The sequence below is a fragment of the Cupriavidus oxalaticus genome (genome assembly GCF_016894385.1).
Taxonomy (GTDB): domain Bacteria; phylum Pseudomonadota; class Gammaproteobacteria; order Burkholderiales; family Burkholderiaceae; genus Cupriavidus; species Cupriavidus oxalaticus.
Map to the genome: position 1 here is coordinate 606,973 of NZ_CP069811.1, position 23,578 is coordinate 630,550.

A 23,578-nucleotide genomic window follows, 5' to 3' on the forward strand; every position below is an offset into this window, starting at 1 on the left:
AGTGGGAGTGTGACCAACCACGCGAGGATGGAGGGACCCGAGATGAATACTACGACTTACGGTCTGGACATTGCAAAGACTGTCTTCCAGCTCTATTGGGTCGAGCCTTCGGGCAAGTGTTTCAATCGTCGCTTCAGTCGGTCCAAGCTGCTGGAGTTCCTCGCGAATCGCGAGCCTGGACGCATCGCGCTGGAGGCGTGTGGCAGTGCGCACTGGTGGGCCCGCCAAGTGCGAGCCTTGGGTCATGAGCCGGTGCTGCTGCACGCCCGGTACGTGCGACCGTTCGTGCAGACGAACAAGACCGATGCGGCCGACGCCCGTGCTATCTGGACCGCAGTCCAGCAGCCGGGCATGCCGGTCGTGGCAGCAAAGACCGAGTCCCAACAATGTGTGCTCGGCCTGCACGCCATGCGCCAACTGCGCGTGAAGATGCGCACCATGCTGGTCAACCAGCTGCGCGGCATGTTGTTCGAATTCGGGATCCGGATCCGTCCCGGGCTGCGAGCTGGCCTGAAGGAAATCGTACAAGGGATGGACGAAATCGAACGGGGCGTGCCGCCCCTGCTGTTCGAGTTCGTGCATGAGCAATTGCAAAGCATCGAAGGGCTCGATCGAGAGATAGCTCGCCTGGATCAACGCATTGATGCCTGGGGTCGGCAGAATCGGGCCTGCAAAACGATTCTGGCCATTCCTGGCATCGGCATGCTGACCGCCACGGCCATGGTCGCCACCATTGGCGACGCGCGCACCTTCAAGTCCGGGCGGCAACTGGCGGCGTATCTTGGCCTGGTGCCCAAACAGACCGGCACCGGGGGCAAGGTCTGGCTGAGCGGCATCAGCAAACGCGGCGACCCCTACCTGCGCACCTTGCTGATTCATGGCGCTCGGGTCGTGCTGAGTCACCTGCGCAGAAAGAACCAGCCGGGCTGGAGCCTGCTGCTCGCGCAGCGACGGCCGAAGAACGTCGCGGCGGTTGCCTTGGCCAACAAGACGGTGCGTACCATCTGGGCCCTGTTGACCCACGATCGGGCCTATGACCGAGACTACGTCTCGGTCAGGCCTGCCTGACGGCAGGCTGAGCTAGCAAGGAAGGAACCCGTCCACAGGTTGCGACGGTAATGTCAGCGTGATGGCAAAACAGGTTGGACCGCGGGAGTGCAAGCTCAATTGGTTACTGGTGCTCAAAGCACGGCAAAAAGATAGGGACACTCCCCGGTGAAATCCATCAGGGCCCGCAGGCATGGCCTGCATCGCAAGGCCGGATATAAGTCTGCAGCCAATCCTGTCCAAGCCTGATGTTGGCGTTACCTTGCAAACCGGGGCGCGTTCATATAAGTAACCAAAAAACGCGTCGCCTGAGCGGCTGGCTATCAATTTGGCGGCGTGGGTGGTTCAGGCGGTGGTGATTTCCGTTTGGCTTGGGTGCCCGTTCGAACCTGCTAACGCCAGGTGATTCAGGGCCTGTGCCTGGCGTTAACCGGCTCTTGAACGATCCCCATGCCGGGCGTAGGCCGCCTGCTACCCGGGATATCGGTGAGACGCCTTCGGCTGCGCTGTGCGCGGGCCCAAGGTGGCAGAGCGGCCGATCTCGCCCCGGCCATTGCCGCCACTCCTAGCGAGCGAAGCGATGCGGGTTTGTGCCCGGGCACCTCACCCGCGAGACTGAGCCGCGCGCAGCGCAGCCGTAGGCGATGACGCGATACCGCAGGCAGCAGGCGGCCTACGCCCGTCCTGGGGATTGTTCAAAGTGGGGATTCGTCAGGCACCCACACTCACTCACTTGGCGTAGCAGGCTGGAATCGCGACCACGCCTCACTGAGACCAAAATCGCCAATATCACCAGAAGCACCAAATTGGCTCAGCCAGCCGCAGGCGACGCGCTTTTTGGTTACTTTTTGGCGCTCGGCCAAAAAGTGACCCGCCCAGGAGGGCGGAACCAGGCGGTTCAAACTGCGACAACATGTCACCAGCACCACAAGCAGACGACAAGAACCTCATTGAATGCCATCCAGGCATAGTCAATTGCCTTGATGTATCGATCCTTCACAATCTGCGCCTTGATTGTGAACGGCAAGCGGCTCTAGACTGGCTGGGCTCCTGACACAGCAGGAGCCGGGAGTGAGAACCTGGATAACGTTACCTCTACTACCTTACGGAGGTCAGTAATGCTCCAATCCACCCTCGAATCCGACGCCTTCATTCCCCCTCGACTAGATGATTCCCTTTCGCGTTTCAGTCCCGAAACCCGGCGCGCAGCGCGTGAGGACGCGCTACCTGTCCCCCGGCAACTCTTGTTATTGAATCTGCTGGATCAAGCCGATGCGATTGTGCGAGGCGCGGCCTGCGTACTGACATTGGTGACACACAGCGATTGCGACGCACAGGAAGAAGGAAGCGTAGCCTTGCAGGCGACTACGCTGGATGCCTTGCGAGAGCTCTGCCGGACCTCACTTGGATTGCTGGCCGACAGGGTAGAACAAGTCGCGGAGGGAATTGAGGAGGCGATGGTCGGGTAACCAATCGAGGTTGGGCGCTGATTCCCTGAGATGGCAGGCGCTGCTGGTGTCAATTGTGGGTACCGCCGGACTGGACCGACCGTTTGTGTGCTCCCTCTCCCGCTTGCGGGAGAGGGTTGGGGTGAGGGTGGGCGTGTCTGACGAAGTAAGGCCTGCGGTATGCCACCGCCTGCCCTCACCCCCTGCCCCTCTCCCGCAAGCGGGAGAGGGGAGCAAACCTGCGGTGCGGATAAGGCTTCAGGCTCTTAACCTTCCACTTCCGCCCACCCCTGCATCGCCTGCCCGCCAGCATCATCGCCCGTCCAAAGCACCAGCCGGCCAGCCTGCGCCGGATCGGCCGCGCCGCCAACGGTGATGGTGTCCTGGTCAAACAGCGGCGCCAGCCCCCGGAACCCAAAGCGCTTCACGCGCGCCTGCGGCTGCTCGCGTGCCACCAGGTCCAGCATCAGCATGGCCTGCATCGGCCCATGCACCACCAGGCCGGGATACCCTTCGACGTCACGCGTATAGCTGCGATCGTAGTGAATACGGTGGCCGTTGAAGGTCAGCGCCGAATAGCGGAACAACATGACCGGGTCGGCCTGCAGCGTGCGCTGCCATTGCGCGGTTTGCTCCAGCCGCGGGCGCGGCGGCTGCGGCTTGGACGGGTCCGGCATGGCGCGGTAGACGATGTCGTGGCGCTCGTTGATCGCGGTCTTGCCGTTGACGGTCAGCTCATGGTCGACCGCGACGAACCACAGTTCGCCGCTGCGGCCGGTCTTGTACTGCACGTCAGCAATGGTCGAGGTGCGCGTGACGGTATCGCCGATATGCAGCGGATGGCTGAAGGTCAGCTCGCTGCCGGCCCACATGCGTCGCGGCAGCGGCACCGGCGGCATGAAGCCGCCGAGGTGCGGGTGGCCGTCGCGGCCAATGTCGCGCTGCTGCGCGCGCGGCAGGAAATACAGCCAGTGCCACAGCGGCGGCAGCGGGCCGGCGGCAACCGCCTCGGGGTCGAGGTCGAAGGTCGCGGCCAGGCCGATCACCGGTTCGGGCGACAGCGTTTCGGTGCGCGCTTCGCTGCGGCCGATCCAGCCGCGCAGGCGTTCGAGTTCGGAAGTGGCGTCAGTCATGAGCTTGCGGGTTCGGGTTGGACAGAAAAGGCGGGGCGCTATTGCGCCAGCGCCAGCAGGCGTTTCGCCTGCTCGATCACGGGCCGGTCGACCATTTTGCCATCGACCTGCACGGCATGGCTGCCACTGGCGGTGGCTTCGAGCACGCGGCGGGCCCAGTCCAGCTGTTCCGCGCTGGGCAGGAAGCCCGCGCGCACCGCGCCCAGCTGCGCCGGGTGGATGCACAGCTTGCCCGCAAAGCCGAGTTCGCGCGCGTAGGCAACGTCGCTCGCCAGCACGGCTTCATCCTTCAGCGCGGTGGTGACGCCATCTACCGGCGGCGGCAGCCCGGCCACGCGTGAAGCCAGCACGATGCGGGCGCGCGCGAACGCCAGCGCGTCGCGGGTATGGCTGCAGCCCAGGTCGACGGCATAGTCGAGCGAGCCGAGCGCCAGCCGCGCCACGCCGCTGGCCGTGGCCACCGTGTCGACCTGGTGCAGGCCGAGTGCGGTCTCGATGATGGCGACCAGTTCACCTTGCGGATTGATGGCGTGCAGCGCTTGCGCGATCTGCGCCAGCGCGGCGGCGTCTTCGGCCTTGGGCACCATCAGCCCGGCCAGCGCCGTGCCGGCCGGCAGCGAGCGCAGCCAGGCCAGGTCGGCGGCAAACGCGGGCGAGGCGCTGTCGTTGATGCGGACCATCGCGCGCGCGGCGGGTTTGCCCGCCAGCCAGGCGCCGATCGCCTCGCGCGCGGCGGGCTTGGCGTCGGGGTGTACGGCGTCCTCGAGGTCGAGGATCATCACGTCGGGTCCCGCGGCGGCGGCCTTGTCGAAACGCTCCGGCCGGTCGCCGGGAACGAACAGGTAAGTGACGGCAGTGGTCATGCAGCGTTCCTCAGCGTGCGGCGGGCAGCCAGTCATTGACGTTGGGCGCCTGCTCCAGTGCCCACACGCGCGCGATGATGGCGCGCATCTCGGCCTCGCTGGCACCGTTGCGGAACGCGCCCAGCTGCAGCGCCTTGGCTTCCAGCTCGGGGCGCGACAGGGTGTTGTCCGGGTCGCCCTTGGGCACGTCCACACGGGCGGCCAGCGTGCGGCCGTCGGTGGTCTTGACCGTGACGCGGCCGATCCACTGGCGCGGGTAGGCGGCGTTGATTTCCTGGTCGAGTTCCATCGTGACCTTGCCGCGGAAGTCGACGACCCTGGCGTCGGGCAGCGCGTGCTGCTCGAATTCCGCCAGGCCGGCATGGCCATGCACGGCGACCAGCCCCAGCACCGTGCCCATCGAGAACTTGGCCTGGTGGATGGTGACCGGGTTGACCACCGGGCCGAGCACGTCGATGGCGCCCTGGTGCACGTGGGTGGTGACGCTGGCGATCTGGTCCGCGCTGATGCCTTCGCGCTGCATCAGCACCTTGAGCGCGTCGGCGGCCGGGTGCGTGTGGCGGCACGAGGCAAAGAACTTGAACGAGGTCTCGGCGGTGGCCCAGCGCGTGCCCAGGCCGTCGGTCAGCGCGGCGGGATCGGCGTCGCTCGACATGCCGGCGGCCATGCCTTGCTTGCCTTCCAGGATCTGCTTCGCGCCGGTGAAGCCCGCGCGCGCCAGCCACGCCGATTGCAGGCCGTCGGCGGCGGCCTTGGCGGTGTGCAGTTGCTTGGAATCGGCGGCGTCGCGCAGGAACTCCCACAGGCCCGCGGCCTGCGTGCCGGCCGAACCCAGCGCCTGGTTGATGCCTTCGGCATCCAGGTTGTAGAGCTTGGCCACGGCGGCCGCGGCGGCGAGCGTGCCGACCGTGCCCGTGGTGTGGAACACGGTGTAGTGCGAGCGGCCCATGAACTCGCCGATGCGGATGCCGGCCTCATAGCCTGCGATCGATGCCAGCAGCACTTCGGCACCGGTCTTGCCTTCGGCCTGCGCCGCGGCGACGACCGCCGGGAACACCACCGCGGCCGGGTGCAGCACCGAGCCATTGTGCACGTCGTCCTGCTCGACCACATGCGACGAAGCGCCGTTGATCAGCGCGGCGAAGTAGGGCGACGTGCGGCGGCGGTCGACCAGCACTTCGGCGTCGCCCTGGTCCGGCCCCATGGCGGCGGCAAATTCCTGCAGGCGGCGCACGGCCGGGGCGTCCTTGCCGGCGATGGCCGAGGCGATCCAGTCAAGGAACAGGTCCTTGGCGCGCTCGATCACGGGCGCGGGCACGTCCGCCAGCTTGAAATCGGCCAGGAACTGGCACAGCTGGCGGGTCGGGTAGTTGGTGTCTGCGGCTTGGCTCATGCAGGCTCCGATGCGGAATTGGGTTTCGTGGAAAGGGAAAAAGCCCGGCGCTCTGTGCGAGATGGCCGGGCGTCGTGTGTTCGGATTTCAGATGGCCTGCTTGTCGGCCAGCGCGGCGATGTCGCCCTCGGCATAGCCGAGTTCGGCCAGGATCTGCCGGCTGTGCGCGCCGAGCGCCGGCACGTCGCCCATGACAGGCTCCACGCCCGACAGGTTGGCGGGCGGCAGCAGCGCGCCGATCGGACCGCCCGGGGTGGCCACTTCGCGCCAGCGCTGGCGTGCCTGCAACTGCGGATGGTTCCATACGCCCTCGATGTCGTTCATCGGGGCATTGGCGATCTGCGCCTCGTCCAGCAGGGCCTCGGCCTGCGCCACGGTCATCGACGCGAAGCGCGCTTCGATGATGGCGGTGAGTTCGGGGCGATTGCGCACGCGGGCCGTATTGCTGGAGAAGCGTTCGTCCTGCGCCAGTTCGCGGTTGCCGAGCACGATCTCGCAGAAACTGGCGAACTCGCGTTCGTTCTGCACGCTGAAGATCACGCTGCCGTCGCCGGTGCGATGCACGCCATACGGGGCGATGGTCGGATGCGAAGCGCCGAAGCGCGCCGGCGCCTTGCCGCCGTAGTGGCCGAAGTAGAGCACCTGGTTCATCCACTCGGCCATCGCCTCGAGCATGGTCACCTGCACGCGCAGGCCCTTGCCGGTGCGGCCACGCTGCAGCAGCGCCGACAGGATGCCGCTGTAGGCGTACATGCCGGCCGAGATGTCGGCAATCGAAACGCCGGCGCGCGACGGCTCATTCGGGCCGCCGGTGAGGCCCACCAGGCCGGCGGCGGCCTGGATCAGCAGGTCGTAGGCCTTCTTGTCGCGATAGGGACCGGAGTCGCCATAGCCCGAGATGTCGCAGACGATGAGCTTGTCGTACTTGCCGTGCAGGCTGTCGAAGTCCAGGCCCATGCGCGCGGCCGCGCCGGGGGCGAGGTTCTGCACCAGCACATCGGCATCGGCCAGCAGCCGGTGCAGGATGGTCTGCGCCTCTGGATCCTTCAGGTCCAGGGTCAGGCTTTCCTTGCCCCGGTTGAGCCACACAAAGTACGAGGCCTGGCCGTGCACGGACTGGTCATAGCCGCGCGCGAAGTCGCCCACGCCGGGACGCTCGATCTTGATGACGCGGGCACCAAGATCGGCAAGCTGGCGCGTGGCGAAGGGGGCCGCAACCGCGTGTTCGAGCGAAACCACGCGGATGCCGTCGAGCGGGCGGATGCCGTTGGAGTTATTGGGGGACATGCAAAAAGCCTCAGAACGAACGCGGCAGTTCGAGCACGTGCTCGGCCACGTAGGACAGGATCAGGTTGGTGGAAATCGGCGCGACCTGGTACAGGCGCGTTTCGCGGAACTTGCGCTCGATGTCGTACTCGGCGGCAAAGCCGAAGCCGCCGTGCGTCTGCAGGCAGACGTTGGCCGCTTCCCAGGAAGCATCGGCGGCCAGCAGCTTGGCGATATTGGCTTCCTTGCCGCACGCCTTGCCGGCATCGAACAGCCGCGCCGCCTTGTAGCGCATCAGGCTGGCGGCCTCGACATTGACGTACGAGCGCGCGATCGGGAACTGCACGGCCTGGTTCTGGCCGATCGGGCGGTCGAACACGATGCGGTCGCGCGCATAGTTGCTGGCGCGCTCGACGAACCAGTAGCCGTCGCCGACGCACTCGGCGGCGATCAGGATGCGCTCGGCGTTGAGCCCGTCGAGGATGTACTTCAGGCCCTTGCCTTCCTCGCCGATCAGGTTTTCGGCCGGCACTTCCAGGTTGTCGAAAAACAGCTCGTTGGTCTCGTGGTTGACCATGTTGCGGATCGGCTTGACGGTCAGGCCCTTGCCGATGGCATCGCGCAGGTCAACCACGAACACCGATAGCCCCTCGGACTTGCGCTTGACCTGGTCCAGCGGCGTGGTGCGCGCCAGCAGCAGCATCAGGTCGGAGTGCTGCACGCGCGAAATCCATACCTTCTGGCCATTGACGATGTACTTGTCGCCCTGGCGCACCGCGGTGGTCTTGAGCTTGGTGGTGTCGGTGCCGGTGGTGGGCTCGGTCACGGCCATCGACTGCATGCGCAGCTCGCCCGAGGCGATGCCGGGCAGCCAGCGGCGCTTCTGCTCCTCGGAGCCGTGGCGCAGCAGGCAGCCCATCACATACATCTGGCCGTGGCAGGCGCCGGAATTGCCGCCGCTGCGGTTGATTTCTTCCATGATGACCGAGGCTGCGGTCAGCGACAGGCCCGAGCCGCCGTAGGTCTCGGGAATCAGGGCCGACAGCCAGCCGGCCTGGGTCAGCGCCTGCACGAAGCGCTCGGGAAAGGCTTCCTGCGCTTCCACGCGCTGCCAGTATGCCGAATCGAAGCCGGCGCAAAGGTCGCGCACGGCCTCGCGGATTTCGGGATACAGCAGTTCCGGATCCTGTTCTGCAAGCATGGGGAGGCCCCGTCCATTTCGAATGGGGCCATTATTCCCGACCCCCTTGCTCACTGAAATTCGGATTTGCGAAAGAGCGGCTTAGGGCCGCCGGAAGCGCTTGCGGCGCGCTATGCACCTGGTTGCGCAATGCAAGACGCCCGGCTCTGCCGGGCGTTTCAGGGGTGTTGCGGGGGCGTTTCGGGGCCGTTTCCGGGGCGCTCGAAGGGCAGGGCGCGCGGCCCCGCGGGGTGGTATCAGTGTACGAACAGCCAGATCAGGATCAGGACAAAGGCCGGGACACCAAGTAGCCAGGCGAGGATGTAGGGCATGGTGTAGCTCCTGTTTTGCACTAGTCGTGGTGATTCCAATATAGGGTCGGCGCCGCGGCGGGACTGTCGGGGAGGTTCCGCTTGCCGTGTAGGACGCCGCCGCACGGACCGGTAAGGCGCAGCCGCATCGGCGTGCGGCCGGCGCCATAGGCTTGCGGCGCGTGCTACGCTCAGGTCTGTACCCAAGCACCTGGAGGCGAGCGATGGACGGGGTCTGGTCGGAAATCTACAGTGCCATCCGCGCCGAGTTCAGCGATCTGCCTGACGCCGGCGAAGCCACCCGCCTCCTGGTGCGGCTGACCTTGGCGGTGGTGCTGGGCGGGCTGATCGGCTATGAGCGGGAGGCCTCGGGCAAGGCCGCCGGGCTGCGCACCCATATGCTGGTGGCGCTCGGCTCGGCGCTGTTCGTGCTGGTGCCGCTGCAGGCGGGCGTGCCGCTGGCGGACATCAGCCGCGTGCTGCAGGGGCTGATCGCCGGGATCGGCTTCCTGGGCGCGGGTGCGATCCTGAAACAGAACAGCGAAGCCGACATCAAGGGCCTGACCACGGCAGCCAGCGTCTGGATGGTGGCGGCAATCGGCGTGGCAGCCGGCCTCGGGCGCGACACCACGGCGGTGATCGCCACGATCTTCACGCTGGTCATCCTGCAGATCCTGCTGCGCTTGAAATAGCGCTGCGGGAGACAGCACGCCGGCCTTCTCCCACCGGCTTGCCCCAATCTCCTTTCAATGCGCGCCAGCGCACGCAGCGCCGGCGCGCACCGGCCTATGCTGTGCAGACACTGTTCCGCGATGACGGGGCAGGCAGCAGGCAGGGGAGGGTGGCATGAAATCATCGATCCGTGACGATGCGGCGCTGGCCGCTTTCGTGGGGCCGCGCTACGCGTATTACAGCGGCCGCTGGGCCCTGGCCGAGGTGCGCGGCGGCATGTCGTGGAACTGGGCGGCGTGCCTCCTGGGCCCGTTCTGGATGGCCTACCGGCGCATGTACTGGCAAGTGGGCGTCTATGCGCTGATCGTCTGCACGGAGCCGGTGCTGCACGCGCTGTTCCGCATCGACATGCCGCTGGCGCTGTCCCGGCCGCTGCTGTATGCGCTGGCGCTGCTGCTGGGCATGTACGGCAACCAGCTGTACCGCTGGCATGCCGAATCCACCATCCGGCGCCTGCGCGAATACCACTGGTCGCCGGAGCTGGTCCACGATTCGCTGGCGCGCTGCGGCCGCACCAGCTGGCCGGGCGTATTCGCCATGGGGCTGCTGCTGGTGGTCATGGCGGTCTCGCTGCGCCCGCTGGCCGGGCTGGTGGCGCACTCGACGGGGCTGCTCGCCGGCTAGGGCGCTGCGCTTATACCCGCGCTTATACCCGCTTGTACCGGCTTGTACCCGCTTATACCGGCTCGCGCGACGCGTCCACCAGGTACTGGATCAGGGTCTCGGCGAACTGGGGCAGCTCGCGCCCCGGGCGCCGGACCAGGCGCAGCTCGCGCTTGGCCCATTCGTCTTCCAGCTGGATAAAGCGCAGCACCTTGCGGCTGGCGTAGCGGCGCGCGCAGCTGTTGGGCACGATGGCGATGCCGGCGCCGGCCTCCACCATGCGGCAGACCGCGTCGAAGCTGCCGACCTGGATGCGCAGGCTGATGCGCTTGCCCATGCCGCTGGCGATGCGGTCCAGGAACGACTGGATCGCGCTGAACTGGTTCAGCCCGACGAAGCGGCAGGTATCGAGCAGGTCGGCGAAATGCAGCCGCTTGAACGCCGGCAGCGGATGGTTCACCGGCGCGATCACGATCAGCTCGTCGCTGCACAGGTGCATCACGTCCAGGTCCTGGGTCGCGACTTCACCCGCCACGATGCCGAGGTCGGCTGCGCCCGCGCTGATGGCCGACACGATTTCCTGCGACAGGTGCTCTTCCAGTTCGATATCGATGTCGGGATTCTCGGTCAGGAAGCGCGACACGCCGGTGGCGAGGAAGGAATTGGTGGCGGTGGTATTGGCCAGCAGCCGCACGCGTCCCTTGACGCCCTTGGCATAGGGACGCAGGTCGGCGTGCAGGCATTCCAGCTCGCGGAAGACCTCGCGCGCATGGCGCAGCAGCGCATCGCCCGCCGGGGTGAGGCGCACGCCCTTGACCTGCCGGATCAGCAATTGTGTCTGGAACGCCTCTTCCAGCTGCTTGATCCGGGTACTGGCGGCCGGCAGCGACAGGAAGCTGCGCTCGGCGGCGCGGGTCAGGTTTTCCGTCTCGCCGACGTTAAGGAAAAGGCGCAGATCGGTCAGGTCGTAATGCATGGGCTTCCGTCAGGCCAAAGGCCACTTTTGTGATTCGTGAATTCCAAAGATGCGGATGCCAATTTATCGTATCCCACGCGGCAATGACATCCGGAATGACAGCACTCGGGCGTCGCCAGTCGGGCGGCGTGCCGATAATCGCACCGGAATTTGGACCGGACCGGCATGTGAACGGCGAATCCGGACGATCATCGCGCCGTACGCGCCGTGATCTCCCTGCCGATGGCAGCGGCGACCGGACGACAGGATTTCAGAGGATTTGAGAGGAGCAAGGCAATGAGCGGTTTGATGGCAGGCAAGGTTGCGCTGGTAACGGGCGCGGGTGGCGGGATCGGGCGCGGCATCGCGCTGGCAATGGCCGCCGCCGGGGCCAAGGTGGTGGTCAATGACCTGGGCGTGTCGATGACCGGCGAAGGCGGCGACACCGGCCCCGCGCAGCGCGTGGTGGAAGAAATCCGCGCCGCCGGCGGCGAGGCCGTGGCCAACACGGACAGCGTCTCGACCTGGAACGGCGCCAATGCCATCGTGCAGTGCGCGCTGGACAATTTCGGCCGCATCGATGCCGTGGTCAACAACGCGGGCAACCTGCGCGACCGCATGTTCTTCAAGATGAACGAGGAAGAGTGGCGCTCGGTGATCGACGTGCACCTGCACGGCACCTTCTTCGTCAGCCGCGCCGCGGCCAACTACTTCAAGGACCAGGAGAGCGGCGCCTACGTGCACATGACCTCGACCTCGGGCCTGATCGGCAACCTGGGCCAGGCCAACTACTCGGCGGCCAAGCTGGGCATCGCCGCGCTGTCCAAGTCGATCGCGCTGGACATGCAGCGTTTCAACGTGCGCTCGAACTGCATTGCGCCGTTCGCGTGGAGCCGCATGACCAGCTCGATCCCGGCTGAAACGCCGGAAGAAAAGGCCCGCGTCGCCAAGCTGCAGAAGATGGAAGCCGGCAAGATCGCCCCGGTGGCGGTGTACCTGGCCAGCGATGCCGCGTCCGAAGTCAACGCCCAGATCTTCGCGGTGCGCGCCAACGAGATCATGCTGATGAGCCAGCCGCGCCCGGTGCGCTCGGTGCACATGAGCGAAGGCTGGACCCCGGAAAGCGTGGCCGAGATCGCCATGCCGGCGATGCGCAACAGCTTCTTCAAGCTGGAGCGCTCGCCCGACGTGATCGGCTGGGACCCGATCTGAGATGGCGGGGGCGCAATCGCTGCCCGGCACCCGCGGCGCCCGCGGTGCCCTTGAGGGTGTGCGGGTGCTCGACCTGTCGCGCATCCTGGCGGGACCGTGGTGCGCGCAGAACCTGGCCGACCTGGGGGCCGAGGTCATCAAGGTGGAGCGCCCCGGCGCCGGCGACGATACCCGTTCGTGGGGGCCGCCCTGGCTGCCCGATGCCAACGGCGAGCCGTCGCGCGACGCCACCTACTTTGCCGGCGCCAACCGCGGCAAGCAGTCGGTGACGCTGGATATCGCCAGCCCCCAAGGGCAGGCGATCGTGCGCGAACTGGCGGCGAAGTCGCAGATCGTGCTGGAGAACTACAAGGTCGGCGACCTGAAGCGCTACGGGCTGGACTATGAAAGCCTGAAGGCGGTCAACCCGGCCATCGTCTATTGCTCGATCACGGGCTACGGCCAGACCGGGCCGAGCGCGCACAAGCCCGGCTACGACTTCATCTTCCAGGGCCTCGGCGGCCTGATGAGCGTCACCGGCGAGCGCGACGACCTGCCCGGCGGCGGGCCGCAGAAGGTCGGCGTCGCGGTGGTCGACATGCTGACCGGCATGTATGCCACGGTGGCGGTGCTGGCCGCGCTGCGCCATGCCGAACGCACCGGCGAGGGCCAGCATATCGACATGGCGCTGCTCGACGCGGTGGTGGCGGTCGGCGCCACGCCGATCATCGCCCAGCGCGTGACCGGCCAGGCCATGCCGCGTTTTGGCAACGCGCACGCCAACATGGTGCCCTACCATGTGTTCGCCACCGCCGACGGCTACATGATCGTGGCGGCGGGCAACGACGGGCAGTGGCAGGCCTACTGCCGCGGTATCGAACGCCCTGACCTGGCCGCCGACGAGCGCTTTGCCACCGGCCCCGGCCGCATCGTCCACCGCGAAACGCTGGTGCCGATGCTGGAGGCGCACATGCGCACGCGCGAGACCGCCCACTGGGTCCAGGCGCTGGAAGCGCAGGGCATCCCGTGCGGGCCGATCAACGACTACGGCCAGGTGCTGGAAGACCCGCAGGTGCGGCACCGGGAGCTGCAGGTCGACCTGGTGCGCGACGACGGCAGCCTGTGCCCGACGGTCAAGAGCCCGTTGCGGCTGTCGGCAACGCCGGTGCGGTACGATGCGCCGCCGCCGCGGCTGGGGCAGCATACCGAGCGCGTGCTGGAAGACGTACTGGGATTGTCCGCCGCACGCATTGCCGCGCTGCGGGAGCAGGGCGTCATCTGAAGCACAGGTCCCCGGGGGCGCCTGCACAAGGCCCCCGCATCGCCTAGGCTGTTTCCAGGGCGCACCGCGCGCCTAACTCCCGGAGACAGCACATGGATGAGGAAACCTTCAACCTCAGCATCCGCAAGTTCCTCAAGGTCGTCGGCGTCAGTTCCCAGCGCGAGATCGAGCAGGCGATCGCCCAGGCCCTTGCCGACGGCACCATCGCCGGCACCGGACGCTTTCCGGTGACGATGACGCTGGAACTGCCGGCGGCAAAGCTCAAGGCGAAATTCGACGGCGAGATCCAGCTTGAATAGCGGGAGGCGGACCGCAGTGCTATTCGTTTAGTGCCTGTCGTTCCCGCGCAGGCGGGAATGACGGTGGTTCAGGCCGCGTCGTGCTCGCCGCGCATCCCCCGCAGCCGGTACTCGCCCGGCGCTACCCCGGTCCACTTCTTGAACGCGCGATGGAAGGTGCTCGGCTCCGAGAAGCCGAGCCGCAGCGCCACTTCCTGCAGCGTCATGCCGGGGTGTTCCAGCATGCCGATGGCGACGTCGCGGCGCAGGCTGTCCTTGATGCTCTGGTAGCCGCGGCCTTCGTCGCGCAGCCGGCGGCGCAGCGTCTGCGGCGTCAGGCGCAGCATCTGCGCCATCTGCTCGAGCGACGGCAGTTCGTCGTTCAGGTGCGAGCGCAGGTGCTGGCGGATGCGTTCGGCCAGGCAGCAGCTGTCGCGGTAGCGGATCAGCAGGTTGCGCGGCGCCTCCTGCAGGAAGGTGCGCAGGCTGGCGCCGTCCTGCATCACCGGCAGGCGCAGGCAGGCGGCATCGAAATGCAGCGCCGTAAGCGGCTGGCCGTAATGCACGGCGGTCTTGAACACGCGTTCGGTGTCGCTGCAGCCCTGCGGTCGTTCGTTGGCCAGGTCGACGCGCAGCAGCGGGATATGCTGCGCCACCAGCCAGCTCACCAGCGCATAGCCCTGGAACACGAAGGTCGATTCCGCGAAGCTGCGGCAGGCGGAGGTCGGTGCGCGCCGGTGCAGCCGGATCGAGGCAATCCTGCCGTCGGCGCTGACATGCAGGCGCGGGGTAAAGGCATCGAGATGCAGCCGGTACAGGCGCATGGCAGCGTGGATCGCGTCTTCCAGCGTGGCGCAATGGATCATGGCCCGCGCCGCCTGGGCAAACGTGCCGGGCGGGACCGGCCGGTCCAGCAGCCCCCACAGTTCGTCGCGCATGACGCGGCGCAGCGTGCGGATCAGTGCGGCGTACTGCCCCTGTGTCACGCGCGCGCTGGGCGAGGGCAGCAGCGCCGGCGAAATGCCGGCGCGGCGCAGCAATGCGTCGACGTCGTGACCCAGGCGGCGCGCACCCTGGAGGATGCGGTGCACATGCTGGATGGCGACCGTGTGGCGTGCCGGGGCCTGGGCAGGCGCGGCTGCCATGGCTCCCCTGGCTTGCACCGCGCCGGGCAGGCGACCGGGGGTGCCGGGCAGCGGACCCTGCGTCAGGGCGCCGGCGATGTGCAGCTTGCCCGGTAGTGGCGGGCGCAGCGATGGCTGGACAGCGGTGTGCATGGGTCTCCTCGTCACGTTGACGCGCCGGCGCGGGCATTCCCGGTCTTTGCGCCACCTTATCAAGCGCCGGCTGCACCGCACAATCGGGATTTGCCAAAGCCTGCCTTTTGCCTGAACGATTCGGCCAATCATTTTGGCCCGTCTGGTCATTGTCCACGCACCGCAGCATCGCGCACTCTCCGGCTAACACAAGAGAACCGGCCCGCCAAGGCGGCCAGTACCGGGCGAGCCGGGGTCAGACGCCCCACCCGCTCCGGAAAAAACCAAAGGAGACAACACATGCAGGCAAATCGTCGTAGTGCGCATCTTCGTCATGCATTGAGACGCCTCGGGGCAGGGTTGCTGGCGGCGGCGGGCGTGGGGCTGCTGACCTCGGGCACGGCCTGGGCCGAGGCAGCCTTCCCGAACAAGACCGTGCGCCTGGTGGTGCCATATCCGGCCGGCGGCGCCACCGACGTGCTGGGGCGCGCGGTCGCGGACGGCCTGGGCAAGGCCTGGAAGCGCCCGGTGGTGGTGGAGAACCGCCCCGGCGCCAGCAGCATGATCGGCTCCGAAGCGGTGGCCCGCGCCGAGGCCGACGGCCATACCGCGCTGCTGACCATTACCACGCTGGTGCAGGCGCCCAGCCTGTACGCCAAGCCGCCGTTCGACCCGGTCAAGGATTTCGTGCCGGTATCGGAGCTTGGCACCACCAACCTGGTCTTTGCCGTGCACAGCGCCGTGCCTGCCAACAACATCAAGGAATTCATCGAACTGGTCCGCACCAAGCCGAAGCAGTTCTCCTACGGCTCGTACGGCACCGGATCGAGCGGCCACCTGTACGGCGAGATCTTCAAGGAATCGGCAAAGCTCGACATGGTGCACGTCTCGTACAAGGGCGAAGCGCCGGAGCTGAACGACCTGCTCGGCGGCCAGGTGCCGGCCGCCATCATTTCCGTGATGGGCGCCAAGCCGCACAACGCCTCGGGCCGCCTGCGCGCGCTTGCGGTGACCGGCGCGGCGCGCTCGCCGCAGCTGCCGGATGTGCCGACCTTCCGCGAAGCCGGCGTGGCCGGCATGGACGGCCAGGGCTGGTTCGGCCTGTTCCTGCCGGCGGCAACGCCGCGCGCGGTGGTGGACAAATACGCCGCCGAGGTCAACCGCATCCTGGCCCAGCCCGAGCTGCGCAAGCGCATGGGCGAAATGGGGATCGTGCTGACCGGCAGCACGCCCGACGCCTTCGCGCAGACCGTGCAGACCGACTACGCCCGCTGGGGCAAGGTGATCCGCGTCAACAACATCCGGCTGGACTGATTTCCCGCTTTTTGATTTGAACCGCTTGAACCGCTGACCCCTGCTGCAAATGATGCCTGCTACAAGTACCAACCCGCCGTTCCGCTCCCCGGCCTGGCCGCCGGGCCTGCCCGCCACGCTGCACACGCCGCGCACCAGCCTGTACTACAACGTCGAGGCCGCCGCGCGTCGCTATCCGGACAAGGCCGCAATCCAGTACTTCGGCACCGCGATCTCGTACGCGCAGCTGCAGGACGAGATCGAGCGCATGGCCGGCTACCTGCAGCAGGGCTGCGGCATCCAGCCCGGCGACCGCGTGCTGCTGTTCAGCCAGAACTGCCCGCAGTTCATCATTGCCTACTACGCGATCCTGCGTGCCGAAGGCGTGGTGGTGCCGGCCAACCCGATGTGGCTGGAGGCCGAGCTGGCACATGTGGTCGCCGACAGCGGCGCGGTCGCCGCCTTCGCCGGCAGCGAGCTGTACCAGTGCCTGTCGCCGCTGCATGGCCCGGCCTTGCGCCACGTGATCGTGCACGACTACGCCGGCATGCTGCGCGACGACGGCGGCCTGCCGGTGCCGGCATGGCTGCGCGAGCCCGCGCCGGCGCTGCAGGCGGCGCCCTCCGGCGCGCTGCCGGTGGCATGGGAGTCCGCCAGCGCGGCCGGGCACCGTCCGCTGCCGCACCAGGCCGGCTTCGACACGCTGTGCATGCTGGCCTACACCTCGGGCACTACCGGCAACCCCAAGGGCTGCATGCATACGCACGGCAGCATGATGACCGCCGCGGTCGGCTCGCAGATCTGGCGCAGCAGCACGCCGGAGTCAGTGGTGCTGGCGGTGGCGCCGATGTTCCACCTGCTGGGCATGCAGAACTGCATGAATTCGCCGATCTACCTCGGCGCCACCGTGGTGCTGATGCCGCGCTGGGACCGGGCGCTGGCCGCCGACCTGATCGAGCGCTACCGCGTCTCGGTGTGGGGCGCGCCGCCGGCGATGATGGTGGACTTCTTCTCCCAGCCCGGCATTGCGCAGCGCGACCTGTCGAGCCTGGCCTTCCTCGGCGGCGGCGGTGCCGCCATGCCCGACGCGGTCGCCAACATGCTGCAGGAGCGCTTCGGCCTGCCCTACGTCGAGGCCTACGGCATGACCGAGACCGCCTCGTTCCTCTTGTCCAACCCGCGCAACAAGCCCAAGCGCGAATGCCTGGGCATCGCCACCTTCGGGGTCGATGCGCGCGTGATCGACCCGCAGACGCTGGCAGAGCTGCCGCAAGGCCAGACCGGCGAGATCGTCGCGCATGGCGGCCAGGTGATGCAGGGCTACTGGCGCAACCCCGAGGCCAACGAGGCCTCGTTCGTCGAGCTCGACGGCAAGCGCTTCCTGCGCACCGGCGACCTGGGCTTCATGGACGAAGAGGGCTACTTCTTCATGCGCGACCGCCTCAAGCGCATGATCAACGCCTCCGGCTTCAAGGTCTGGCCGGCCGAGGTGGAGAACCTGCTGTACGGCCACCCCGCCATCCACGAGGCCTGCGTGATCGCCGCGCGCGACGAGCGCCGCGGCGAGACCGTCAAGGCGGTGATCGCGCTGCGCCCCGAGGCGCGCGGCACCGCCGAGGCCGATCCCGAACGCATCATGGCCTGGTGCCGCGAGCGGCTGGCCGCCTACAAGGTGCCGCGCATCGTCGAGTTCGTCGAGGCGCTGCCCAAGTCGGGCACCGGCAAGATCCAGTGGCGCGCCTTGCAGGAGCGCGAGATGCAGGAACGCGAGATGCAGGCCGAAGCCCCGCGCCCCTGAGCGCGCAGCCAAACACAGCACAAAGAGAGACACAGCATGCAGCAAAGCAGACGCAACTGGCTGGCGCAGGCCGGCACCCTGGCCGGCGCGGCCATCCTCGGCACCACCGGCCAGGCCTTCGCCCAGCAACCGTATCCAAGCAAGCCGATCCGCCTGATCGTGCCGTATCCCGCCGGCGGCGGCACCGATACCGTCGGCCGCCTGGTCGGCCAGCGCCTGGCCGAGATCCTGGGCCAGCCGGTGGTGGTGGAGAACAAGCCCGGTGCCAGCGGCATGCTCGGCAACGACACCGTCGCCAAGGCGCCCGCCGACGGCTACACGCTGCTGCTGGCCATCACCGCGATGATCCAGTCGCCCAGCCTGTACAAGCGCATGCCGTACGACGTGGCCAAAGACTTCACGCCGGTGTCGCTGATCGCCAAGTCCTCGGACCTGTTCGTCGTGCCCAACCGCGTGCCGGCCAGCAACATGCGCGAGTTCCTGGCGCTGGCCAAGTCCGGCAAGCTCAGCTACGGCTCCTACGGCAACGGCACCTCGTCGCACCTGCATGGCGAGCTGCTGCGCCAGCAGGCCGGCATCGACATGGCCCATATCCCGTACAAGGGCGCCGCGCCGCTGATGAGCGACGTGCTCGGCGGACAGGTGGATTCGGCCTTCGTCGACGTGACCTCGGCCAATCCCTACCTGGGCAGCAACAAGTTCAAGATCCTCGGCATCACCGGCAGCCAGCGCTACAAGGCGCTGCCCAATGTGCCGACCTTTGCCGAGCTGGGTTTGAAGGGCTTCGAGCCGAACGGCTGGTTCGGTCTGTTCCTGCCGGCCGGCGCGCCCAAGGACGTGACCGCCAGGCTGGCGGCCGAGACCGCGCGCATCGTGAAACTGCCCGAGGTCTCGCAGAAGCTGGCCGGCATGGGCCTGCAGCCGGTCGGCTCGACCCCGCAGGAGCTGGCCGAGGTGGTCAGCAGCGATATGCCCAAGTGGGCCAGGATCGTGCGCGACGCCAACATCCAGCTCGACTGAGCGCCCACGGCACCGCATACCGGAGTCTATCCATGGAAACCATCCGCTTTGCTATCGAAGACGGCATCGCCACCCTGACCCTGAACTACCCTGAGCGCAAGAACGCGCTGTCGATCCCGATGCGCGGCGAAATCGGCGAAGCCATCCGCCAGGTGCGTGCCGACGAGAGCGTGCGCGCGCTGATCCTGACCGGCGCCGGCACCGACTTCTGCTCGGGCGGCGACATCAGCTCGATGCAGGTCGAGATCGACGCGCCGCAGGGCCGCCGCCGGCTGCAGCAGGCGCACGGCTGGCTGGAAGACCTGATCCAGCTCGACGTGCCGGTCATTGCCGCCGTCAACGGCGCGGCCTACGGTGCCGGCTTCAGCCTGGCGCTGACCGCCGACATCATCCTGGCCACGCCGCGGGCGCGCTTCGGGCTGCCGTTCCTGCGCATGGGCCTGATTCCAGACTGTGGCGTCTTCTACACCTTGCCGCGGATGATCGGCCTGCAGCGCGCCAAGGCGCTGATGTTCTCGATGCGCGAACTCAATGCCGAGGCCGCGCAAGACCTTGGCATCGTCATGGAAATCGTGTCGGAAGAAAGCCTGGCCGGTCGCGCGCAGGCGCTGGCGCGCGCCTTCACCGAGGCCTCGCCGGTCGCGGTGGGCCTGACCAAGCAGGCGCTGAACGCGTCGCTCAACCAGGACCTGCACACCATGCTGGCGATGGAAGCGGACGGACAGGGCATCGCCTTTTCCACCGGCTACCGCCGCGAGGCGGTCGACCGCTTCATGGCCAAGCAGCCGCTGCGCTACCGCTGGCCTGACTGAGCACTGCTGACATGCTGCTCTGCAGCATGTCGTCTCACCGTTTACGTATACAGCCAGGCCGCGCCTGACGTCGCTTGCCTCTGTCGATTACTCGTTTACTCTCCTATCCGCACACCTATGGCATCCCAACCCCAACATGCGGCGCCCGCCGCACGCCAGATTCCCTGGATGACCGAAGACCTAGAAATGTTCCAGGACACCGTACGCCGCTTTATCGAGCGCGAGCTGGCACCGAACGAAGCGCGCTGGGCCGCGCAGGGCTACATTGACCGCGACGTGTGGCGCCGCGCCGGCCAGGCCGGCCTGCTGTGCGCCAGCATCCCCGAAGAGTACGGCGGCGGCGGCGGCAACTTTGCGCATGAAGCCGTGATCACGCGCGAGATGGCGCGCGCCATCTTCACCAGCCTGGGCAACAACGTGCACAGCGGCATCGTGGCACATTACCTGCTCAACTACGGCACCGAAGCGCAGAAGAAGAAATGGCTGCCGCAGATGGCCAGCGGCGAAATGGTCGCGGCCATCGCCATGTCGGAACCCGGCGCCGGCTCGGACCTCAAATCGGTACGCACCCGTGCGGTGCGCGAAAAGACCGCCAATGGAGACTGCTATCGCATAAACGGTGCAAAGACGTTTATTACGAACGGTTACCACGCCGACCTCGTGTGCCTGGTTGCCAAGACCGATCCGGAAGCCGGCTCGCGCGGCGTCTCGCTGATCATGATCGAGACGCGCGACCTCGAGGGATTCCGCCGCGGCCGCATCCTCGAGAAGATCGGGCAGAAGGGCCAGGACACCGCCGAGCTGTTCTTCGACGACGTGCTGGTGCCATGCGAGAACCTGCTCGGCGAGCAGGAAGGGCAGGGTTTTTACCAACTGATGCAGCAGCTGCCGCAGGAGCGGATGATCATCGCGCTGGGCGCGACCGCATCGATGCATCGCGCGATCGAGCTCACCACCGAATACGTGCGCGAGCGCAAGGTCTTCGGGCAGGCGCTGGCCGACCTGCAGAACACCCGCTTCCGCCTGGCCGAGTGCAAGACCGAGGCGACCATCGCCGCTACCTTCGTCGACGACTGCATGATGCGCCTGATGGCGGGTACGCTGGATGCCGCGACCGCCGCGATGGCCAAGTGGTGGTGCACGCAAAAGAATTGCGAGATCATCGACGAGTGCCTGCAGTTGCACGGCGGCTACGGCTACATGCTGGAATATCCGATCGCGCGCATGTACGCCAACGCACGCGTGGGCAAGATCTACGGCGGCTCCAACGAAATCATGAAAGAGCTGGTGGCGCGCACGCTCTGATGGCCGCGCGCAGTGCTTGCTGCTATCAGCACTCCGCTTATGCTGATGCGCGCCTAAGCTAATTCTGAAACCAACACCAAAGCCGGCACCTGTGCCGGCTTTGGTGTCTCCGGTTACAAAACCGGCTGTGCACGGATCTGTGGAAAGGTGTAAGGTTTGTCACAAGCATGGTCAATGGCCCGTCGCGCGCGGGGTGCGGCACCGGGATGAAATATCAGCCAAAAGCTGACAGCGCCACCAGCGGAATCAGGCAATAAATGCAGCGTGGAAACCAGCGTTGCATCGACGCAAGATTCGTCAACTCGGACTCCACCATCGCCGTTATTTGACTATGATGAAGTAAAGTCTTCGCAACATTCACCGGTCGTCAAGCCGGGGTGGCGAACCACGGAACTTGCGAAGTCTTGAAGGGTAGAACTACCTTCGCCTCGGATGTGAACTCTGACGGGAGTGAGGTATGGACATTTTCGGCCATTACGCTACGCGCTTCGAAGCCCGCAAGGAAGAGGAATACTCCATCCAGGAATATCTGGAGATCTGCAAGAAGGATCCCACTGCCTACGCGACCGCCGCCGAGCGCATGCTCGCCGCGATCGGCCAGCCGGAACTGGTGGATACCCACCATGATCCGCGGCTGTCCCGGCTGTTCTTCAACAAGGTCATCCGGATCTATCCGGCCTTCCGCGATTTCTACGGCATGGAGGACACGATCGAGCAGATCGTCTCGTTCTTCAAGCACGCCGCGCAGGGCCTGGAAGAACGCAAGCAGATCCTGTATCTGCTCGGGCCTCCCGGCGGCGGCAAGTCCTCGCTCGCGGAGAAGCTCAAGGCGTTGATGGAGCAGATCCCCATCTATGCGCTGAAAGGTTCGCCGATCCACGAGTCGCCCCTGGGTCTGTTCTCGCCGGAAGAAGACGGCAAGATCCTGGAAGAGGACTACGGCATCCCGATCCGCTACCTGAACACGATTGCCTCGCCATGGGCAGTCAAGCGCCTGCACGAGTTCAACGGCGACATCACCAAGTTCAAGGTGGTGAAGCTGCGCCCGTCGGTGCTGTCGCAGATCGCGATCTCGAAGACCGAGCCGGGCGACGAGAACAACCAGGACATCTCGTCGCTGGTGGGCAAGGTGGACATCCGCAAGCTCGAGGACTTCCCGCAGGATGATCCGGATGCGTACTCGTATTCCGGTGGGCTGTGCCTGGCCAACCGCGGCCTGCTCGAGTTCGTCGAAATGTTCAAGGCGCCGATCAAGGTGCTGCACCCGCTGCTGACCGCGACCCAGGAAGGCAACTACAAGGGCACGGAAGGCTTCGGCGCGATCCCGTTCGACGGCATCATCCTGGCGCACTCGAACGAGGCGGAGTGGACCACCTTCAAGTCGGACAAGAACAACGAGGCATTCCTGGACCGTATCTATATCGTCAAGGTGCCGTACGTGCTGCGCGTGTCCGACGAGGTGAAGATCTACGACAAGCTGCTGCGCTGCAGTTCGCTGTCGGCCGCGCCGTGCGCGCCGAACACGCTGAAGATGATGGCGCAGTTCGCGGTGCTGACGCGGATCAAGGAGCCCGAGAACTCCAACGTCTTCTCGAAGATGCGCGTCTACGACGGCGAAAGCCTGAAGGACGTGGACCCGAAGGCGAAGTCGTATCAGGAGTACCGCGACTACGCCGGCATCGACGAGGGCATGAACGGGCTGTCGACGCGCTTTGCATTCAAGGTCCTGTCCAAGGTCTTCAACTTCGACAATACCGAAGTGGCGGCCAACCCGGTGCACCTGCTGTATGTGCTCGAGCAGCAGATCGAGCGCGAGCAGTTCCCGCCGGAACAGGAAGCCAAGCTGCTGGCGCACATCAAGGAGTACCTGACCACGCCGTTCGTGGAGTTCATCGGCAAGGAGATCCAGACCGCTTACCTGGAGTCCTACTCCGAATATGGCCAGAACATCTTCGACCGCTATGTGGTGTTCGCCGACCTGTGGATCCAGGACCAGGAGTACCGCGATCCCAACACCGGCGAAATCCTCGACCGCAACGCGCTGAACGACGAGCTGGAGAAAGTGGAAAAACCGGCGGGTATCTCGAACCCCAAGGACTTCCGCAACGAGATCGTCAACTTCGTGCTGCGGGCGCGGGCCAACAACAGCGGCAAGAACCCGGTCTGGACCAGCTATGAAAAGCTGCGGATGGTGATCGAGAAGCGCATGTTCTCCACCACGGAGGACCTGCTGCCGGTGATCTCGTTCAACGCCAAGTCTTCGCGCGAAGACCAGGACAAGCACGAGAACTTCGTCAACCGCATGGTCGAGAAGGGGTACACGCCCAAGCAAGTGAGACTTCTGGTGGAGTGGTATCTGCGCGTAAGAAAATCATCGTAACGGCGCCGCGGAAGCAGTCTCTCAACGAGGGC

Annotated in this window: 20 protein-coding genes; 13 read left to right on the plus strand and 7 right to left on the minus strand. The window is 66.4% G+C overall.

Annotated features, from left to right (window positions below; translation table 11 throughout):
• The first annotated feature begins 42 nt into the window (after positions 1–42).
• Together JTE92_RS02675 and JTE92_RS02680 are read left to right on the plus strand one after the other, a co-directional pair.
• The gene (locus tag JTE92_RS02675; RefSeq protein WP_063242165.1) at positions 43–1,068 is read left to right on the plus strand and encodes an IS110 family RNA-guided transposase; all 1,026 of its coding nucleotides are present in this window, start codon (positions 43–45) and stop codon (positions 1,066–1,068) included.
• A 1,097-nt stretch (positions 1,069–2,165) separates the two neighbouring features.
• Entirely contained in the window at positions 2,166–2,516 is a 351-nt protein-coding gene (locus tag JTE92_RS02680; RefSeq protein ID WP_063241991.1) for a hypothetical protein, read from the plus strand.
• A gap of 245 nt (positions 2,517–2,761) precedes the next feature.
• On the opposite strand, the gene JTE92_RS02685 is transcribed toward JTE92_RS02680, so the two are convergent.
• The 5 genes from JTE92_RS02685 to JTE92_RS02705 all read right to left on the minus strand — a co-directional run bounded on the left by JTE92_RS02685 (position 2,762) and on the right by JTE92_RS02705 (position 8,351).
• On the minus strand, positions 2,762–3,628 hold the full coding sequence (locus JTE92_RS02685) for an HTD2 family dehydratase (protein WP_063241990.1): 867 nt from the start codon (positions 3,626–3,628) through the stop codon (positions 2,762–2,764).
• 38 nt (positions 3,629–3,666) lie between these two features.
• Entirely contained in the window at positions 3,667–4,491 is an 825-nt protein-coding gene (locus JTE92_RS02690; protein ID WP_063241989.1) for an HpcH/HpaI aldolase/citrate lyase family protein, read from the minus strand.
• Between the two features lie 10 nt (positions 4,492–4,501).
• Positions 4,502–5,884 carry an MmgE/PrpD family protein gene (locus JTE92_RS02695; protein WP_063241988.1) on the minus strand — a complete coding sequence of 461 codons (1,383 nt, stop codon included), beginning with the start codon at positions 5,882–5,884 and terminating at the stop codon, positions 4,502–4,504.
• Positions 5,885–5,971: 87 nt separating this feature from the next.
• The gene (locus tag JTE92_RS02700) at positions 5,972–7,171 is read right to left on the minus strand and encodes a CaiB/BaiF CoA transferase family protein (protein ID WP_063241987.1); all 1,200 of its coding nucleotides are present in this window, start codon (positions 7,169–7,171) and stop codon (positions 5,972–5,974) included.
• 10 nt (positions 7,172–7,181) lie between these two features.
• Positions 7,182–8,351 (minus strand): acyl-CoA dehydrogenase family protein, encoded by a 1,170-nt coding sequence (locus JTE92_RS02705; RefSeq protein WP_063241986.1) that lies wholly within the window; start codon positions 8,349–8,351, stop codon positions 7,182–7,184.
• Between the two features lie 514 nt (positions 8,352–8,865).
• Between JTE92_RS02705 and JTE92_RS02710 the strand changes: the two genes are divergently transcribed.
• Together JTE92_RS02710 and JTE92_RS02715 are read left to right on the plus strand one after the other, a co-directional pair.
• Entirely contained in the window at positions 8,866–9,333 is a 468-nt protein-coding gene (locus JTE92_RS02710) for an MgtC/SapB family protein (RefSeq protein WP_063241985.1), read from the plus strand.
• A gap of 154 nt (positions 9,334–9,487) precedes the next feature.
• Positions 9,488–9,997, plus strand: coding sequence for a DUF2628 domain-containing protein (locus JTE92_RS02715; RefSeq protein WP_063241984.1), 510 nt, complete (start codon positions 9,488–9,490; stop codon positions 9,995–9,997).
• A gap of 52 nt (positions 9,998–10,049) precedes the next feature.
• Here the strand turns inward: JTE92_RS02715 and JTE92_RS02720 are convergent, their stop codons facing one another.
• A complete protein-coding gene (locus JTE92_RS02720) occupies positions 10,050–10,952 on the minus strand; it encodes a LysR family transcriptional regulator (RefSeq protein WP_063241983.1) in 903 nt (300 codons plus the stop codon).
• Positions 10,953–11,228: 276 nt separating this feature from the next.
• Here JTE92_RS02720 and JTE92_RS02725 point away from each other — a divergent pair, with 276 nt between their 5' ends.
• The 3 genes from JTE92_RS02725 to JTE92_RS02735 all read left to right on the plus strand — a co-directional run bounded on the left by JTE92_RS02725 (position 11,229) and on the right by JTE92_RS02735 (position 13,703).
• The gene (locus JTE92_RS02725) at positions 11,229–12,143 is read left to right on the plus strand and encodes an SDR family NAD(P)-dependent oxidoreductase (protein ID WP_063241982.1); all 915 of its coding nucleotides are present in this window, start codon (positions 11,229–11,231) and stop codon (positions 12,141–12,143) included.
• Between the two features lies 1 nt (position 12,144).
• Positions 12,145–13,404 carry a CaiB/BaiF CoA transferase family protein gene (locus tag JTE92_RS02730; RefSeq protein ID WP_063241981.1) on the plus strand — a complete coding sequence of 420 codons (1,260 nt, stop codon included), beginning with the start codon at positions 12,145–12,147 and terminating at the stop codon, positions 13,402–13,404.
• Between the two features lie 92 nt (positions 13,405–13,496).
• Positions 13,497–13,703 carry a DUF6494 family protein gene (locus JTE92_RS02735; RefSeq protein WP_063241980.1) on the plus strand — a complete coding sequence of 69 codons (207 nt, stop codon included), beginning with the start codon at positions 13,497–13,499 and terminating at the stop codon, positions 13,701–13,703.
• A 68-nt stretch (positions 13,704–13,771) separates the two neighbouring features.
• Here the strand turns inward: JTE92_RS02735 and JTE92_RS02740 are convergent, their stop codons facing one another.
• The gene (locus tag JTE92_RS02740) at positions 13,772–14,959 is read right to left on the minus strand and encodes an AraC family transcriptional regulator (protein ID WP_063241979.1); all 1,188 of its coding nucleotides are present in this window, start codon (positions 14,957–14,959) and stop codon (positions 13,772–13,774) included.
• A 279-nt stretch (positions 14,960–15,238) separates the two neighbouring features.
• On the opposite strand from JTE92_RS02740, the gene JTE92_RS02745 reads away from it, so the two are divergent.
• The 6 genes from JTE92_RS02745 (at position 15,239) to JTE92_RS02770 (ending at position 23,546) form a co-directional block, all read left to right on the plus strand.
• The gene (locus JTE92_RS02745; protein ID WP_063241978.1) at positions 15,239–16,252 is read left to right on the plus strand and encodes a tripartite tricarboxylate transporter substrate binding protein; all 1,014 of its coding nucleotides are present in this window, start codon (positions 15,239–15,241) and stop codon (positions 16,250–16,252) included.
• 49 nt (positions 16,253–16,301) lie between these two features.
• Complete coding sequence (locus JTE92_RS02750) at positions 16,302–18,029, plus strand: long-chain fatty acid--CoA ligase (protein WP_174544899.1); 1,728 nt, start codon at positions 16,302–16,304, stop codon at positions 18,027–18,029.
• A gap of 36 nt (positions 18,030–18,065) precedes the next feature.
• Entirely contained in the window at positions 18,066–19,049 is a 984-nt protein-coding gene (locus JTE92_RS02755; protein WP_063241977.1) for a Bug family tripartite tricarboxylate transporter substrate binding protein, read from the plus strand.
• Positions 19,050–19,081: 32 nt separating this feature from the next.
• The gene (locus tag JTE92_RS02760; RefSeq protein WP_063241976.1) at positions 19,082–19,861 is read left to right on the plus strand and encodes an enoyl-CoA hydratase/isomerase family protein; all 780 of its coding nucleotides are present in this window, start codon (positions 19,082–19,084) and stop codon (positions 19,859–19,861) included.
• A 117-nt stretch (positions 19,862–19,978) separates the two neighbouring features.
• Entirely contained in the window at positions 19,979–21,166 is a 1,188-nt protein-coding gene (locus JTE92_RS02765) for an acyl-CoA dehydrogenase family protein (RefSeq protein WP_063241975.1), read from the plus strand.
• A 457-nt stretch (positions 21,167–21,623) separates the two neighbouring features.
• Positions 21,624–23,546, plus strand: coding sequence for a PrkA family serine protein kinase (locus tag JTE92_RS02770; protein WP_063241974.1), 1,923 nt, complete (start codon positions 21,624–21,626; stop codon positions 23,544–23,546).
• The last annotated feature ends 32 nt before the right edge of the window (positions 23,547–23,578 follow it).